15 protein-coding genes are annotated in these 14,029 nt (G+C 71.8%); 8 read left to right on the top strand and 7 right to left on the bottom strand.

Features of this window, described 5'->3' with window-relative positions; all coding sequences use genetic code 11:
- Positions 1-205: 205 nt before the first annotated feature.
- Positions 206-1,177 (top strand): acyl-ACP desaturase, encoded by a 972-nt coding sequence (locus ABZZ20_RS21795; protein WP_356871938.1) that lies wholly within the window; start codon positions 206-208, stop codon positions 1,175-1,177.
- A gap of 182 nt (positions 1,178-1,359) precedes the next feature.
- On the opposite strand, the gene ABZZ20_RS21790 is transcribed toward ABZZ20_RS21795, so the two are convergent.
- From ABZZ20_RS21790 to ligD, 3 genes are all read right to left on the bottom strand, one after another.
- Positions 1,360-1,602, bottom strand: a complete 243-nt coding sequence (locus ABZZ20_RS21790; RefSeq protein WP_356871936.1) for a WhiB family transcriptional regulator — start codon at positions 1,600-1,602, stop codon at positions 1,360-1,362.
- Between the two features lie 57 nt (positions 1,603-1,659).
- Entirely contained in the window at positions 1,660-2,454 is a 795-nt protein-coding gene (locus ABZZ20_RS21785; protein ID WP_356871934.1) for a VOC family protein, read from the bottom strand.
- Between the two features lie 92 nt (positions 2,455-2,546).
- Entirely contained in the window at positions 2,547-3,566 is a 1,020-nt protein-coding gene (gene ligD / locus ABZZ20_RS21780) for a non-homologous end-joining DNA ligase (protein WP_356871932.1), read from the bottom strand.
- Positions 3,567-3,641: 75 nt separating this feature from the next.
- Between ligD and ABZZ20_RS21775 the strand changes: the two genes are divergently transcribed.
- Complete coding sequence (locus ABZZ20_RS21775) at positions 3,642-4,709, top strand: ATP-dependent DNA ligase (RefSeq protein ID WP_356871930.1); 1,068 nt, start codon at positions 3,642-3,644, stop codon at positions 4,707-4,709.
- A 6-nt stretch (positions 4,710-4,715) separates the two neighbouring features.
- Here the strand turns inward: ABZZ20_RS21775 and ABZZ20_RS21770 are convergent, their stop codons facing one another.
- Entirely contained in the window at positions 4,716-6,107 is a 1,392-nt protein-coding gene (locus tag ABZZ20_RS21770; RefSeq protein WP_356871928.1) for an NAD(P)-binding protein, read from the bottom strand.
- A 103-nt stretch (positions 6,108-6,210) separates the two neighbouring features.
- Positions 6,211-7,242, bottom strand: a complete 1,032-nt coding sequence (locus tag ABZZ20_RS21765; protein WP_356872133.1) for an NAD(P)/FAD-dependent oxidoreductase — start codon at positions 7,240-7,242, stop codon at positions 6,211-6,213.
- A 323-nt stretch (positions 7,243-7,565) separates the two neighbouring features.
- On the opposite strand from ABZZ20_RS21765, the gene ABZZ20_RS21760 reads away from it, so the two are divergent.
- From ABZZ20_RS21760 to ABZZ20_RS21750, 3 genes are read left to right on the top strand one after another with little or no spacing between them, the layout of a single operon-like run.
- Positions 7,566-8,093, top strand: coding sequence for an NUDIX domain-containing protein (locus ABZZ20_RS21760; RefSeq protein WP_356871926.1), 528 nt, complete (start codon positions 7,566-7,568; stop codon positions 8,091-8,093).
- Positions 8,094-8,146: 53 nt separating this feature from the next.
- A complete protein-coding gene (locus ABZZ20_RS21755; protein ID WP_356871924.1) occupies positions 8,147-8,437 on the top strand; it encodes a DUF6400 family protein in 291 nt (96 codons plus the stop codon).
- On the top strand, positions 8,424-8,690 hold the full coding sequence (locus ABZZ20_RS21750) for a hypothetical protein (protein ID WP_356871922.1): 267 nt from the start codon (positions 8,424-8,426) through the stop codon (positions 8,688-8,690). The genes ABZZ20_RS21755 and ABZZ20_RS21750 overlap by 14 nt, the downstream gene beginning before the upstream one ends.
- 142 nt (positions 8,691-8,832) lie before the next feature.
- Here the strand turns inward: ABZZ20_RS21750 and ABZZ20_RS21745 are convergent, their stop codons facing one another.
- Both ABZZ20_RS21745 and ABZZ20_RS21740 read right to left on the bottom strand, forming a co-directional pair.
- Complete coding sequence (locus ABZZ20_RS21745; protein WP_356871920.1) at positions 8,833-10,188, bottom strand: 6-phospho-beta-glucosidase; 1,356 nt, start codon at positions 10,186-10,188, stop codon at positions 8,833-8,835.
- A 109-nt stretch (positions 10,189-10,297) separates the two neighbouring features.
- Positions 10,298-11,287: a helix-turn-helix domain-containing protein gene (locus tag ABZZ20_RS21740; RefSeq protein WP_356871918.1), complete on the bottom strand. Its 990-nt coding sequence runs from the start codon at positions 11,285-11,287 to the stop codon at positions 10,298-10,300.
- A 219-nt stretch (positions 11,288-11,506) separates the two neighbouring features.
- Between ABZZ20_RS21740 and ABZZ20_RS21735 the strand changes: the two genes are divergently transcribed.
- The 3 genes from ABZZ20_RS21735 (at position 11,507) to ABZZ20_RS21725 (ending at position 13,981) form a co-directional block, all read left to right on the top strand.
- The gene (locus ABZZ20_RS21735) at positions 11,507-12,175 is read left to right on the top strand and encodes a helix-turn-helix transcriptional regulator (protein ID WP_356871916.1); all 669 of its coding nucleotides are present in this window, start codon (positions 11,507-11,509) and stop codon (positions 12,173-12,175) included.
- Between the two features lie 64 nt (positions 12,176-12,239).
- Positions 12,240-12,797, top strand: a complete 558-nt coding sequence (locus tag ABZZ20_RS21730; protein ID WP_356871914.1) for a toxin-antitoxin system, toxin component — start codon at positions 12,240-12,242, stop codon at positions 12,795-12,797.
- Positions 12,794-13,981, top strand: a complete 1,188-nt coding sequence (locus tag ABZZ20_RS21725; RefSeq protein WP_356871912.1) for an MAB_1171c family putative transporter — start codon at positions 12,794-12,796, stop codon at positions 13,979-13,981. The genes ABZZ20_RS21730 and ABZZ20_RS21725 overlap by 4 nt, the downstream gene beginning before the upstream one ends.
- The last annotated feature ends 48 nt before the right edge of the window (positions 13,982-14,029 follow it).

Raw genomic sequence — 14,029 nt, 5'->3', positions numbered from 1 at the left:
GCCGTCAAGGCGGAGGCCGGGTACCACCTGCCGGCGTGACTTTCCCTCCGCCACCGCCTTCCCGCGCCCCTTCAAACTGCACAGATAACGGGATGTAACCAGTCATATGAACGCCTGGGGCTTGGCTGGCCCTCACGCTCCGCTTAACCTACGGAGTCGTAGGCTACGGAACCGTAGGTAATTCGCTTTGTCCCCAGGAGTACCCGTGACGATCACCTCTCCCCACCTCGGCAGCTCGGAGGCGTGGACCGACGCCAAGCTGCTGTACGCGCTGGAAGAGGTGGTCGAAAAGGAACTGAACCGCCACCTGAAGGTCACCAAAGACTGGATGCCCCACGAGTACGTCCCGTGGAGCGACGGCCGGAACTTCCCGGGTTTCTTCGAGGACGGCGAGGCCTGGGACCCGAAGCAGTCCAAGGTCACCGAGATCGGCAGGATCGCGCTGGTCGTGAACCTGCTGACCGAGGACAACCTCCCCAGCTACCACCACGAGATCGCCACGCTCTTCGGCCGTGACGGCGCCTGGGGCACCTGGGTGCACCGCTGGACCGCCGAGGAGGGCCGCCACGGCATCGTGATGCGCGACTACCTGTTGGCCTCGCGCGCCGTGGACCCGGACAAGCTGGAAGTCTTCCGGATGCAGCACATGTCGGAGGGCTTCGAGTCCGACAACCGCCACTCGATGCTGCACTCGGTGGCGTACGTGGCCTTCCAGGAGCTGGCGACCCGCATCTCGCACCGCAACACCGGCCACCAGTCCGGTGACCCGGTCTGCGACCGGATGCTGGCCCGCATCGCGCAGGACGAGAACCTGCACATGATCTTCTACCGCAACCTGCTGGGCGCTGCCTTCGAAATCGCCCCGGACCTGACGATGCAGGCCGTACGGGACGTCGTGGTCAACTTCCGCATGCCCGGACACGGCATGCCCGGCTTCGAGCGGATGGCCGCACAGATGGCGATCGGCGGGGTCTACAACCTGCGGATCCACCACGACGACGTGCTGAGCCCGGTGATCCGCTTCCTGAAGATCATGGACATCGACGGCCTCGGCCCGGAGGGCCAGCAGGCGCAGGACGAGCTCGGCATGTTCATGAATGGCCTGGACTCCGAGGCCCGCAAGTTCGACGAGCGGCTGGCCGCCCGCGCGGCCCGCATCGCGGCCCGCAAGGCCTGACCGCTCCGACCGACCACACCACCCGCACGGGCGGGTGAGGCGGATCGCCCTGGCAGAGCTGATGCTCTGCCAGGGCTTCGTGCGTCATGGCCCCGCTCCGGGTCGGCACCGACCGCACCGGGTCACCGACCGGCCGATGCGGCTGACCGCCGTCGGGGCGGTGCGCGAGGGAGCGGGCCCGATCAGCGGCGCGGGCGCAGGGCGAGGCGTTCCGACTCCGAGAGCCCGCCCCAGACGCCGAAGCGCTCGTCATTGGCCAGGGCGTACTCCAGGCACCCCGCACGGCCCTCGCACGCCCCGCACAGCCGCTTCGCGTCCCGCAGCGACGAGCCGGGCTCCGGGAAGAAGAAGCCCGGCCCCGTCTGGGCGCAGAGGGCGAGGTCGTACCAGGCGGTTGCGGTGGCGGTGGTGGTGTTCATCGACATGCCGGAGATCCTCACCGCTGCCGATGGACGTCCGATCAACGCCTGATCAACACCGCCTCACGACCCTGCCGGCGGGGCGCTGGCTATGATCGCGAACCGCGCGCCGTACGGGTCCGCCAGCTTGGCGAAACGGCCGACCCCCTCCATGAAGACCGGGGACAGCCGTACCTTCCCACCCGATTCCTCGGCGGCGGCAGCCGTCAGGTCGCAGTCGACGACCTCGAAATACGGGGCCCAGTAGGGGTGTTCGGCATCTTCCACCGGATCCGTCGCGATCGGGACCAGACCCCCGAACGCCGCCGCGTCCGTCGCGCCGGCCGGCTTGACCATGGTGTACGACCCGCCCTCGAACGGCATTTCGCTGATCTCCCAGCCGAAGACGGAGCGGTAGAAGGCGCCGGCCTGCGGGACGTCGGCCGTGTACAGCTCGGCCCAGCACAGCGTGCCCACCTCGGTCACCGCGTCCAAGCCCTTGTTCCGCTTCGGCTGCCAGGTCGCGAAGGCCACTCCGGCCGGGTCGGTGAAGAGCGCCATCCGGCCGAATTCCTGCACGTCCGTCGGCTCAAGGACCACCGCCCCGCCCTCTTTGAGCACGGTTGCCGCACAGGCGTCCGCGTCGGTGCTCTGGAAGTACACCGTCCAGGTGGACGGCCCCTGCTCGGCCGTGACGGCCATGCCGCCCGCGACCGTCCTACCGTCGAGGCGGAACATTCCGTACCCGCCGACGTCCTCGCCGCCCGGCCGGTAGTCCCAGCCGAACAGCGTGGCGTAGAACCCGGCGGCACCGTCGGTGTCCGGCGTGCCGAGGTCCACCCAGTTCGGGGAGCCTTCCTTGTAGTCCGTCGTGAGCATGGCCCGTACTCCTTCCGTCCTCCTTCGAGCATGGCACCCCCCACTGACAGGGGCTGCTCCACGAGGGGTGGACGACCGTACGTTCGGCCGGCTCAGCCCTCGTCCTTCGCCCGGCTCGGCTGGACGCGCTTCGGCTCGCCCGGCATCTTCGGGTGGTCCGGCGGGTACGGCATGTCACCGAGACCGTGGTCGTGCTCGTGACGTTCGGCCAGCTCCAGCGCCGCGTCCAGGGTGAAGGCGTGGTCGTCCATGTCCGCGTGCACGTCGCCGAGTTCGGCGTACCGCGCGGGCATGGTGGTGATGTCGAAGTCCCGGGGCTCGGCGGAATCGACCTCGTCCCAGCGCAGCGGCGCCGAGACCGGGGCGAGCGGGCGCGGACGCACGGAGTAGGCGGAGGCGATCGTGCGGTCGCGGGCGGTCTGGTTGTAGTCCACGAAGATGCGCTCGCCGCGTTCCTCCTTCCACCACGCCGTGGTCACCTTGCCGGGCATGCGCTGTTCCAGTTCCCGGCCGATCGCGATCGCGCACCGCCGGACCTCGGTGAAGGTCCAGCGCGGCTCGATCGGGACGAAAACGTGCAGACTCCGCCCGCCCGAGGTCTTGGGCCAGCCGCGCAGACCGAGGTCCTCCAGTACGTCGCGCAGCTCGTGGGCGCAGATCACCGCGTGGTGGTAGTCGGTGCCCGGTTGTGGGTCCAGGTCGATGCGCAGTTCGTCGGGCCGGTCGGTGTCCTCGCGGCGCACCGGCCAGGGATGGAAGGTCAGGCAGCCCAGGTTCGCCGCCCACAGCACGGCGGCGGGCTCGGTCGGGCAGATCTCGTCGGCCGTCCGCCCGCTGGGGAATTCGATGTGGGCGGTCGGGATCCAGTCGGGCAGGTTCTTCGGGGCGCGCTTCTGGAAGAAGGACTCGCCCTCCACCCCGTCGGGGTATCGCTCCAGGGTGGTGGGCCGGTTGCGCAGGGCGCGCGTGATCCCGTCGGCCACCGCCAGGTAGTACTGCGCCACGTCCAGCTTCGTCAGACCGCGGGCCGGGAAGTAGACCTTGTCCGGGCTGGACAGCCGCACCGTACGCCCGCCCGCGTCCAGCTCGATGGCATTAGCGGATGCACCCATGTGCGCCACGGTAGGCGGGCCCGGCGCCATGCGCATACCGGGCGATCCGGGAGGTGTCGCAGCAGAATCTCAGACATGGACCTGCCCGTGATGCCGCCCGTGAAGCCGATGCTCGCCAAGTCCGTGGCCAAGATCCCGCCCGGTATGCAGTACGAGGCCAAATGGGACGGGTTCCGGGCCGTCGTGCACCGCGACGGCGACGAGGTGGAGATCGGCAGCCGCACCGGTAAGACCCTGACCCGGTACTTCCCCGAGCTGGTGGCCGCTCTGAAGGACAACCTCCCCGCCCGCTGCGTGGTGGACGGCGAGATCGTCATCGTGCACGGCGGGCGGCTCGACTTCGACCGGCTGACCGAGCGGATCCATCCCGCGCAGTCCCGTGTCGACCTGCTGGCCGAAACGACGCCCGCCAGTTTCATCGCCTTCGATCTGCTGGCACTGGGCGACCAGGCGCTCCTCGACACCCCGCTCACCGACCGCCGCACCGCCCTCGCCGACGCCCTGTCCACCGCTCGGCCCCCCGTTCACCTCGCGCCCGCGACCACCGACCGCGCACTCGCGCAGCAGTGGTTCGAGCAGTTCGAGGGCGCCGGGCTCGACGGGGTGATCGCCAAACCGCTCGATCTCCCCTACCGGCCCGATACCCGTCTCATGTTCAAGATCAAGCACGAGCGTACGGCCGACGCCGTCATCGCCGGTTTCCGTTTCCACAAGAGCGGTCCGATTGTCGGATCGCTACTCCTGGGCCTCTACGACAGCCACGGCGCGCTGCAGCACGTGGGCGTCTGCGCCGCCTTCCCCATGAAGCGCCGCGCCGAGCTGGTGGACGAGCTCGCCCCGCTGCGGATGGCCGACGCCACCGGGCACCCGTGGGCCGCCTGGGCCGAGGTGTCCGCCCACGAGAGCGCCCGGCTGCCCGGCGCGCAGAGCCGCTGGACCGGCAAGAAGGACCTCTCCTGGGTGCCGCTGCGCCCCGAACGCGTCTGCGAGGTGGCGTACGACCACATGGAGGGCGACCGGTTCCGACACACCGCCCAGTTCCGTCGCTGGCGGCCCGACCGGACCCCGGAGAGCTGCACGTACGCCCAGCTGGAAGAGGTCGTCGGCTACGACCTCGCCGAGGTCCTCGGCCGGCCCCGCTGAGCCGCCTCATCCCGCGGTCAACTTCTCCCACTCCCCGCGGTCCGGGCCCACCGCGTTCGGGGTGTAGTCGGGCCGGGCCGCCAACCAGCGCGCCACCCGGGCTCGGATGCCGGGATCCGCGTACGCCCGCCCCGGTGGTTCGGCCAGGTGCCGCACCCGTGCCCGGGCCCGCATCACCTCGGGGTCCTCCAGTGCGCAGTCGAACAGCGCGGCTGCCTCGCGCGCCGTCCCCGTCCGCCCGGCCCGGGTGGCGAAACGCTCGCCGACGGCGGCGTCGGCCACCACCTGGAAATCGAACCAGGGTTTTAGGGTGCGCACGGCCCACGCGTGGTAGTCGGCGGCGAACCGCACCGATCCCGGCTCCCGGTCCGCCGTACGGGCCACCCGGCGCGCGGCCCACAGCGCGAGCGAGGTGCCCTGCCCGAGCGTCGGGTTGGTGTGCGCGATCGCGTCGCCGACGGGCACCAGCCCGGCCACCACCGGCCCCCGTTCGTCGGCCAGCGGACTCCACCGGTTGTCCAGGCTCGCCGTGGCGAGGACGTCGGAGAGCGACTCGGCGCCCAGGTCCAGCCAGGCCGCACCGGGCGGGAACGCCCGGGCGGCGGCCTCGAAGACGCCGGGGTCGCGCAGTGCGGAGCGGGTGTCGTCCCGGGTGTGGACGATCAGGGTGACGGCGAACACGCGGTTGTCGGCCGGAAGGACGGCGCATCCGGCGAAGGCGCCGCCGGTCACCGTCCAGGGCCGGCGCGGGCCCTGCGCCAGCCCCTCGGGGAGCCGGTACCAGCGGCAGAAGTAGGCCAGCCCCGTGCGGTGCCGCTCCACCCGTGCCGGCCGACAGCCGGCCTCTGCCAACCAGCGCTCGGCGCCACCGCGCCGCCCACCCGCGTCCACCACGAGGTCCCCCGCGGAGGAGCCCGAGTGCGTGGTCACTCCCGTCACCCGGAGCGCGTGGGCCCCGCGCTCCGTCGTCAGACCGGTCACGGGCTCGCCGTGGCGCAGCACCACGCCCGGTTCGGCGCGCAGGGCGGTGGTGAACGCGCTCTCCAGCACGATGCGCCGGGCTTGGAGCATGACGAGGTCCTCGTCGCCGGGCCGTTGTGGCGGGCGCACTTCGAACCAGTCCAGCTCGTGCTGCTCCCGGGCGCCGAGCCGGAGCATCTCCGCGTGGACGTCGGGCAGTTCGTCGCGCAGGACGGCGCGGGCCGCACCGAGCACCACGTGCGGCTGGGTCGCCTGCGGGACCGCGGGCCGGCGCCAGCCGAAGAAGTCCCGGTCGAGCGCGGTGCCGGGCACGCGCGGGTCCCGTTCGAACAGCTCTGCGGTGTGTCCGTGGCGCGCCGCGAGCAGCGCGGTCGCCAGCCCCCCGACCCCTCCACCGATGACCAGCACATGTGCCATGGCGTGCCCCCGTGTCCCTCAGCCGACGAACCGTACGAAGATCGGACCGCTGAGAGCCTGCACGAACGAACCGTGGCCGAAACCCGCACACTTGTCCGATACGTTATGCCCCGCCCTGCTCCCGACCGTCACCGCCGGGCCCCCCGCCCGCACGGTGGGCCGCGAGGGCCCGCCGAGTCTCCGCCTCGATCAGGTCCGTGGTGACGGCGATGGCGGCCCGCACCCCCGCCGCCGCCGCGCCCGCCAACTGCTCCATCGGGTTGGTCACGTTCCCCGCCACCCAGACGCCCGGCAGCGCGGTGGCCCCGGTGGCCGGATCCGCCTCCACGCAGGTGCCGATCACCGCTCCGGCCCGTTCCACGGTGACGACGGGAAGCCCCAGGCCGGCCAGTACCCCGGAGCGGGCGGTGAACCGCGGGGCCACCACCAGGGCCGCGCACGTCACGGCCGTGCCGCCGGTCAGGGTCACCCCTGCGAGCCGGTCGCCGGTGACGTCGAGGGCGGTCACCTCGCCCTCCACCACCGCGACGCCCAGGGCGGACAGCAGTTCCCGGTCCTCGTCGGTGAGCTGCCAGGTGTGGGACAGCAGGGTCACGCGGTCGCTCCAGTTACGCCACAGCTGTGCCTGGTGCACGGCGAACGGGCCGGTCGCCAGCACCGCCACGGGCTGGTCCCGGACCTCCCAGCCGTGGCAGTACGGGCAGTGCAGCACCTCCCGCCCCCAGCGCTCGCGGAGCCCCGGCAGGTCCGGCAGCTCGTCCAGCAGGCCGGTGGCGACGAGCAGCCGGCCGGCCCGGACGGTCGAGCCGTCGGCGCACCGGACCACGAAACCCCCGTCGGGCAGCCGGTCCGCGGCGAGGACGGTCCCGGCCGCCCCGGACCGGATCTCGCCCCCGTACCCGGCCACCTCGGCCCGACCCGAGGCCAGCAGCTCCGCCGGGCCCGCCCCGTCCCGTCCGAGGTAGCCGTGCAGGTGGGCGGCCTGGGCGTTGCGGGGGCTGCCGGAGTCGAGCAGCAGCACCGAGCGGCGGGCCCGGGCCAAGGTCAGCGCCCCGGCGAGGCCTGCGCTCCCGCCGCCCACGACCACCACGTCGAAGGGACCCGTCAGTGTCGTGTCCACTGCCTCGTCCCTCATCTCCACGCTCGTACTGCGGCCCGTACCGTCGCTCGCGTCACCGTTCGTCCGGTCGCTCGTATCGTCCATGTCGGTGAGGGTGGGGGTAGACCCGACCGGTTGACAAATGTTCTTGCCGAACCGGCAAATGGAGGCACGGCCGTCTAGGAGCAGTCCCAGCGCCGGGACGGCGAGGAACCCGCCGGGGCGCTCACGGCCGTCGGCCCGCGGCTCGGGACGGGCCGCCGCCGCCCACACCGGACCTGAGGGCGCACGCGGGCTCCGAGCGGCTCCCGGTGCGCGCCAGACCCACCGCCCGACCCGGAAGAAAGTGGAGCACCGTAATGGAACCGACGAGCCGCCCGCAGGAGCAGCCCGAGCCCACGGTCGGCACGCGCCCCGAGCGGGCGTTCCCGCAGCCGAACGCCGTCGTCGGCGTCGGGCTCGTGGTGACCGATGCCGGCGGGCGGGTGCTCCTCGGCCAGGCACACGACGGCCGCTGGGAGCTGCCCGGTGGGAAGGTCGACCCCGGAGAGGACTTCGAGCAGGCCGCGGCCCGGGAACTGGCCGAGGAAACGGATCTGCGGGCGGTTCCCGAGAACATCCGGATCCTCGCCGTCCATCTCTCCGCGGATTCCGGGGTGACCCGCCTGACCGCCGCTGCCGTCGCCACCGCCGCCGAGGGAACTCCCAAGGTCACCGAACCCCACAAGATCGTGCGCTGGCAGTGGTTCGCCCCGTCCGAGATTCCGGACGCCCTCTACGCCCCCTCGACCGTGGTCCTGCGCACCTGGCGCCCCGAGCTCGCTCCGACCCTCCCGCGCGTGCCGTCGTACGACTACCCGACGACGACGGCTCGCGGGGGGCTGTGACTTCTCCCACCCCCTCTTGCCGTGAGAAGGAAGGCATACCTAAGTTCATACGTATGGCCCCACACCACCCCACACCCCCCACACCCCCCACCCGCCCCACCGACCCGGGCGTCCCCGAGCCGGTCGAGTTCACCGTCGACCTCACTGCGCAAGAGGTGCTGCGGCGGGCACACGTCATGGAAGCCCTCGGCCCCGACTGGGACCCGATCGAGGTGCTGCGCGGCGAGGAAGCCGCGTACGACCTGCTGTACTCCGGTCTCGACGAGGAGCAGCAGCGCGTGTACGACGACCTGGTCGCAGCCGGCGTGCTCGCCCCGCGCGGAGACGGCCGTGCTGCCGCTTGACCCGCAGGCGGACATCGGGCGCCGCGCCTGGGTGGCCTGTCCGAGCTGCGAGGACAGCCGCGGGTGTGTCCCGTGCGAGGAGCGGCGCACGTGCTCCGACCACTGGCGCTACCTACTGTCCAACACCGGAAGCCTGCTGCACCTGCAGTGCCCGTCCTGCACGCACGTGTGGGTGCACGAGAGCGGTTTCGGCGCCACCCGGTCCCTGTGGGGCCGCATCACCGGGAGCACCGACGGCCGGGCAGGGCACTGACCCCGGGGTGGACCGGCCGATCGGCGCGCCACGCGCCCGCCGGGCCCCACGATCCTGGCTCCGCGGGCGGTCGCGGTCCTTCTCCGGTTGGTCTCTCCGTGACCGGGGAGGCGGAGCCGGTGCCCGGTCCGTCGAGGCGGGATCAGCGGAGGTGGGCCAGGCCCGGGTGGGCGGCCGCGTAGCCGTCCAGCAGCCGCCTGGCCACGCCGACGGAGTCCACCAGCGGGTGCAGCGCGAAGGCCTTGACCGCGTCCGCCCGGGAGCCGCTCGCGGCGGCGGCCAGGACTTCCCGCTCGACCGCCTTGACCGAGGTCACCAGCCCCACCGCGTGCAGCGGCAAGGGATCGACGGCCACCGGGTGGGCGCCGTTCGCGTCGACCAGGCAGGGCACCTCGATGACCGCCCGGGCGTCGAGCACCGAGAGCGTCGAGCGGTTGCGGACGTTGAGGATCAGGGTGGCCCGCTCGTCCCGGGCGATGGCCCGCATCAGCGCGAGCGCCACCTTCTCGTACCCGCCGGACTCCAGGTCGCTCGCATCGCGCTCGCCGACCTGCGCCGCCTCGCGGTTCTCGGCCATGTACGTGGCCTCCCGCTCGGCCCTGGTCCGGTCCCAGGCGGCCAGCGCCGCCCCGGCCGGCTGCCCCGGGCGTCCCGCCTGCGCGTAGAAGCCGCGCTGCTGGTCGCGCAGGAACGCGCCGCGGGTCTGCTCCGCCTCCGCGTACGCCCGTACGGTGTCACGGTTGAAGTAGTAGTAATGCAGGTACTCGTTCGGGATCGCGCCGAGCGAGCGCAGCCAGTCCGCCCCGAAGAGCCGGCCCTCCTCGAAGGACTCCAGGGCGGCGGTGTCGGCCAGCAGCCGGGGCAGTTCGTCACGACCTGCGATGCGCAGCCCGCGGAGCCAGCCCAGGTGGTTGAGGCCGACGTAGTCGATCCAGGCCTCCTCCGGGCGGGCGCCGAGCAGTCGGGCGACGCGCCGGCCGAGCCCGACCGGGGAGTCACAGATCCCGATCACCCGGTCCCCGAGCTCCTCGGCCATGGCCTCGGTGACCAGGCCGGCCGGGTTGGTGAAGTTGATGACCCAGGCTTCCGGGGCCGTACGGGCGATCCTGCGGGCGAGCTCCCGCGCGACGGGCACGGTCCGCAGGCCGTACGCGATCCCGCCCGCGCCGACCGTCTCCTGGCCCAGCACACCCTCGGCCAGCGCGACCCGTTCGTCCGCGGCGCGTCCGTCGAGGCCGCCGACGCGGATGGCGGAGAAGATGAAATCGGCCCCGCGCAGCGCCTCGTCGAGATCCCGGGTGGCCGTGACGGTCGGGGCGTCCGGCGCCCCGGAGGCGGCTGCCTGGTCGGCCAGTACCCGGACCATGGCGCCGATCCTGGCGGGATCCTCGTCGTACAGCGTCACATGGGACACCCGACCCTCGGCGTGGTCGCCGAGCAGGGCGCCGTAGACGAGCGGCACCCGGAATCCGCCCCCGCCGAGGATGGTCAGCCGCACGCTCCTACCGCCCTTCGCCCGTGCCACGTTCGGTGCCACGATCCGTGGCACCCGATCCGCGACACACGATTGAGGGCTCCAGTGTCCCCTGCTGGGCGGCCGGCTGGGGTCAGTCCTCCAGCGACGGCACGGCGCGCAGCCGGGGCCCCTGCTGGAGCGGGGCGGCGGCGCCGCCCGGGACCGGACCCGTCTGCGCGCCCGGCGGCGCCGAGAGGATCATGGTGATCCGGGTGAGGCCCATCCCGTCGAGCATCCGGCTGGATTCGGCCACCAGCCGGCAGCGTACGAGTCCCCAGCGCGGGTCCCAGTGCCGCACGGTGCGCACGGCCCCGTCGCGCTCGGCGGCGTCGGCCCCGTGGGTGGACAGCCAGTGCGGCACCCCGTAGCGGTAGGCCGCCTCCATGAACGGGTCACGAGCCACCTCCTGGCGGATGCTGCGTAGCCCCTCGTCTTCCGGGGCCGCGGCGAGGGCGTTCGTGAACTGGGCCAACAACGGCACGCACCAGGCCGGTTCGTGGTCCTCCAGCACTGCCGCCGCGTCCGGGTGGAACAGCACGAAGCGCAGGAAGTTGTCGTCCGGCAGGGCGGTCGGGTGCGGGCGCACCGACTGGAAGAGCTTGTCGAAGGCCGAGTTGGTGAGTGCCACGTCCCAGCGGTGGTCCACGAGGAAGCTCGGGTAGGGCACGGACTCCATGAGGGCCGCGTAGTCGCACAGGTAGTCGCGCTGGGCGGGGTCCTCGGGCAGCCGGCTCTCCTCGGCCGCCCGCCAGGTCGGCGGCGGGTCCCGGTCGACCATGACGCGGAAGAGCCAGAAGCACTGGCGTTCGCTCATCTCCAAGGCCTCGGCCAGGGCGAGCAGTTTGCGGTCCGTCCACTCCTTGACCAGGCCGCGTTCCCAGTTCCCGTAGGCGCGGACACTGATGCGGAGCCGGGCGGCGAGGTCTTCCTGGCTCAGGCCCAGTTCTTCGCGGCGCTGGCGCAAAATCTCCTTGCGTCGCTCCGACCGCACTGCGCCGCGTGCGGAGTCCTCGCCCGCCAGGCGCTCCTCACCGGCTCGGGCGAGGCCATCGGACGGGCCCACCGCTGCGAGATGTGGCACCGAGAGCTCCCCCTCTTCACGGTCTGGATCTTCAATTTCCTCTGGCGATCCTGCTACCGACTTCATTCGAGTGTCAACTATCGTGGCAATTCCAGCCTCTTGACAGCTCATTCCCGCCACAGCTGTGGCAAGTTCTGGCCCTGCAGCGACAGAGCGGCTAGATTCCAAAAGCCGACCATGTGCCCGTACCGACCTCGCCGCGATCTAGGAGAACCACTGGTGACAGACGGCTTCCCGGCTCCCGTCGCGGTGGCCAACGCGCCCCTGGCAGCCACCGTCACCCGCGTCGCCGAACTCGCGGGCAAGATGGGCCACGACCTGAACAAGGTCTTCGACCTGCGTCGCCTCTCCGAGGCCTCCGGCGTCCCCGCCGACGTGGTCAAGACGCTGCTCGACGGCCGGCCGGCCGGCGAGCCCTGCCTACAGACCCGCTTCCTCCAGCGCCTCGACCTGCTCCGGCGCACCCGACTGAAACCCAACGGGCGCCGCTACACGCAGCAGGAGATCGCGGACGGCGCCGGCATGTCCCGGCAGCAGGCCGGCGCCCTGATCAACGGCGACCGCCGGCCCACCATGGAGCACTGCGACGCGATCCAGCGCTTCTTCGGCGTCCATGCCGGGTTCCTCACCGCGCACGACGCCGACGCCCTCACCGACGCGCTCCAGCGGACCGAACAACAGCTGCTCCAGGACTATGCGGGCCGCACGCGCGAAACCGTACCCGCCCCGGCCGCTTCGACCGGCGATCCGCTGGCAAGACTCCTGCAGAACCACGGCGTCCGCGGCATCGCCTGGCGCGCCGCCCAACTGCCCAGCGACAAACACCGGGACAAGGTGACGGAATGGCTGGACATGCTTCTCGAAAGCGTAAAACCGAATGAATCCTGACCCAGTCGAAAGTCTGGGTCTGATCCTTGAGTCCTGATCCGGATCCGCGCCGACGGGGAGAACGGTGAGCATAGGCAGAGAGCAGCGCCGGTTGTGCGGCGAACTGGTGGCCGGCCTGCGGCTGACCGCGCCCGTGGAACCCGTGGACCTCTACGCCGCCCTCTGCGAGGGCATGAGCAGACACCGCGGCCGCCGGGTGGACTTCCGGATGGCCTCGTTCCCGCCGGGGACGGCCAGCGGCCTGTGGCTCGACATGGCGGACCGCGATCTGGTGGTCATCGAGGAACGCACCGCACCGGGCCACCAGCTGGTCATCCTGGGCCACGAACTGTGGCACATGAAGGCCGGCCACTGCAGCCACCACGTCGACGGAGCCGCCGTCGCCGCACGGCTGCTGTCCGACGAGGCCGATCTCGGCGAGACGGTCCGGCGGGTCGCCGCGCGCACGCGCGCGGACGTCCAGGAGGAGACGGAAGCGGAGACCTTCGGTTTACTGCTGGGTAGCCGGTGCCGGACCTGGCTCGCCGGGTCCGCCAGCCATCGGGCGCCCGCACAGCGTGACCAATTGGCGGGCCGCATCGAGGCCTCGCTCGGATACCGGGGGCACAGGAACGACCGTTGAACGGCCAGGACTACTACATACCGGCCGCCGCCCTGGCGGTCTCGCTCGCCTTCAAGCTGCCGGCGCTACGGAACAATTGGCGCGACCCGCTGCTCCGATCGGTGTGCGCCCTGCTGATCCTGGCCGGATCGGTGTTCACCTTCGCCGCTCCCCCCACCATCGAGGCGGTCAACCGCTGGACCGGGATCGCCAACATCTCCGCCCCGCTCGTCTACTGCCTGATCACCCTCTTCAGCGCCGCCTGCCTGGTCCTGATCGTGAACTGGCGCGGCGGCCCACCGGACCTGACCCGCCGCATCTCGCGCCGCTGGATCCTGGGCTACGGCGCTGTGGTCGTGGTACTCATCGTGCTCTTCGCCCTGGGCGAGGCCCCGGTCCAGCGGCTGCGCGACTTCGACACCTATTACGCCAACACCCCGTACATCCAGCAGATGATCGCCCTCTACCTCACGGCGCACCTGGTCGCGGCCGTCGTGATGGTGGCCATGTGTTGGCGCTGGTCCCTCCAGGTGCACGGCTGGCTGCGGATCGGCCTGATGATCATCGTCTCGGGCTACGTCTTCAACCTCAGCTACGACGCCACCAAGATCTCCGCGGTCGTCGCCCGCTGGGCGGGCCACGACCTCGACGACCTGAGCACCTACATCGCCCCGCCCCTCGCCTCCGTCGGGGCACTGATCAGCGCGATCGGCTTCGTGCTCCCCCTGCTGTGCCAGCGGTTGTCCGACAACTGGCAGACCTGGACGACGTACCGGCGGCTCGGGGCGCTCTGGCACGAGGTGCAGATCGGCGCCCCCAGCGGCACCCCCTGCGTACAGATGTCCTGGTGGTCCCCGGCCGAGCTCCGGGTGATCCAGCGCGAGTCCGACATCCACGACGGATTCCTGCACCTCGGCCCCTACTTCGACCTGAGCCTGCGCGAGGACGCCCACGCGCGCGCCCTCGCCAGTGGGGCCGAGGATCAGGACGCGCGCGCGGTGGCCGACGCGGCGATGGTCGCGGCGGCCGTCCAGGCCCGCTCGGCGGACCCCGAGGGTGCGGTCATCGGGGCCAGCGAGGAGAGCGTGCTCGACACGCTCGGAGGCCCGCGCGACCTCGTACGGATCTCGCACGCGCTGCGCCATTCGCCGGTGGTCGAGGCCGTACGACGTCAGGTGGCCCTGTCGGGCAGCGGACCGGCCTGAGACCGGTGAACCGAGACCGGTGAACCGAGCCGACCCGCCCGGCCACCA

It is taken from the genome of Streptomyces sp. NPDC006430 (assembly GCF_040612395.1).
In the GTDB taxonomy this organism is placed as follows: Bacteria; Actinomycetota; Actinomycetes; order Streptomycetales; family Streptomycetaceae; genus Streptomyces.
This window is presented reverse-complemented; position numbering and strand designations above follow the sequence as displayed.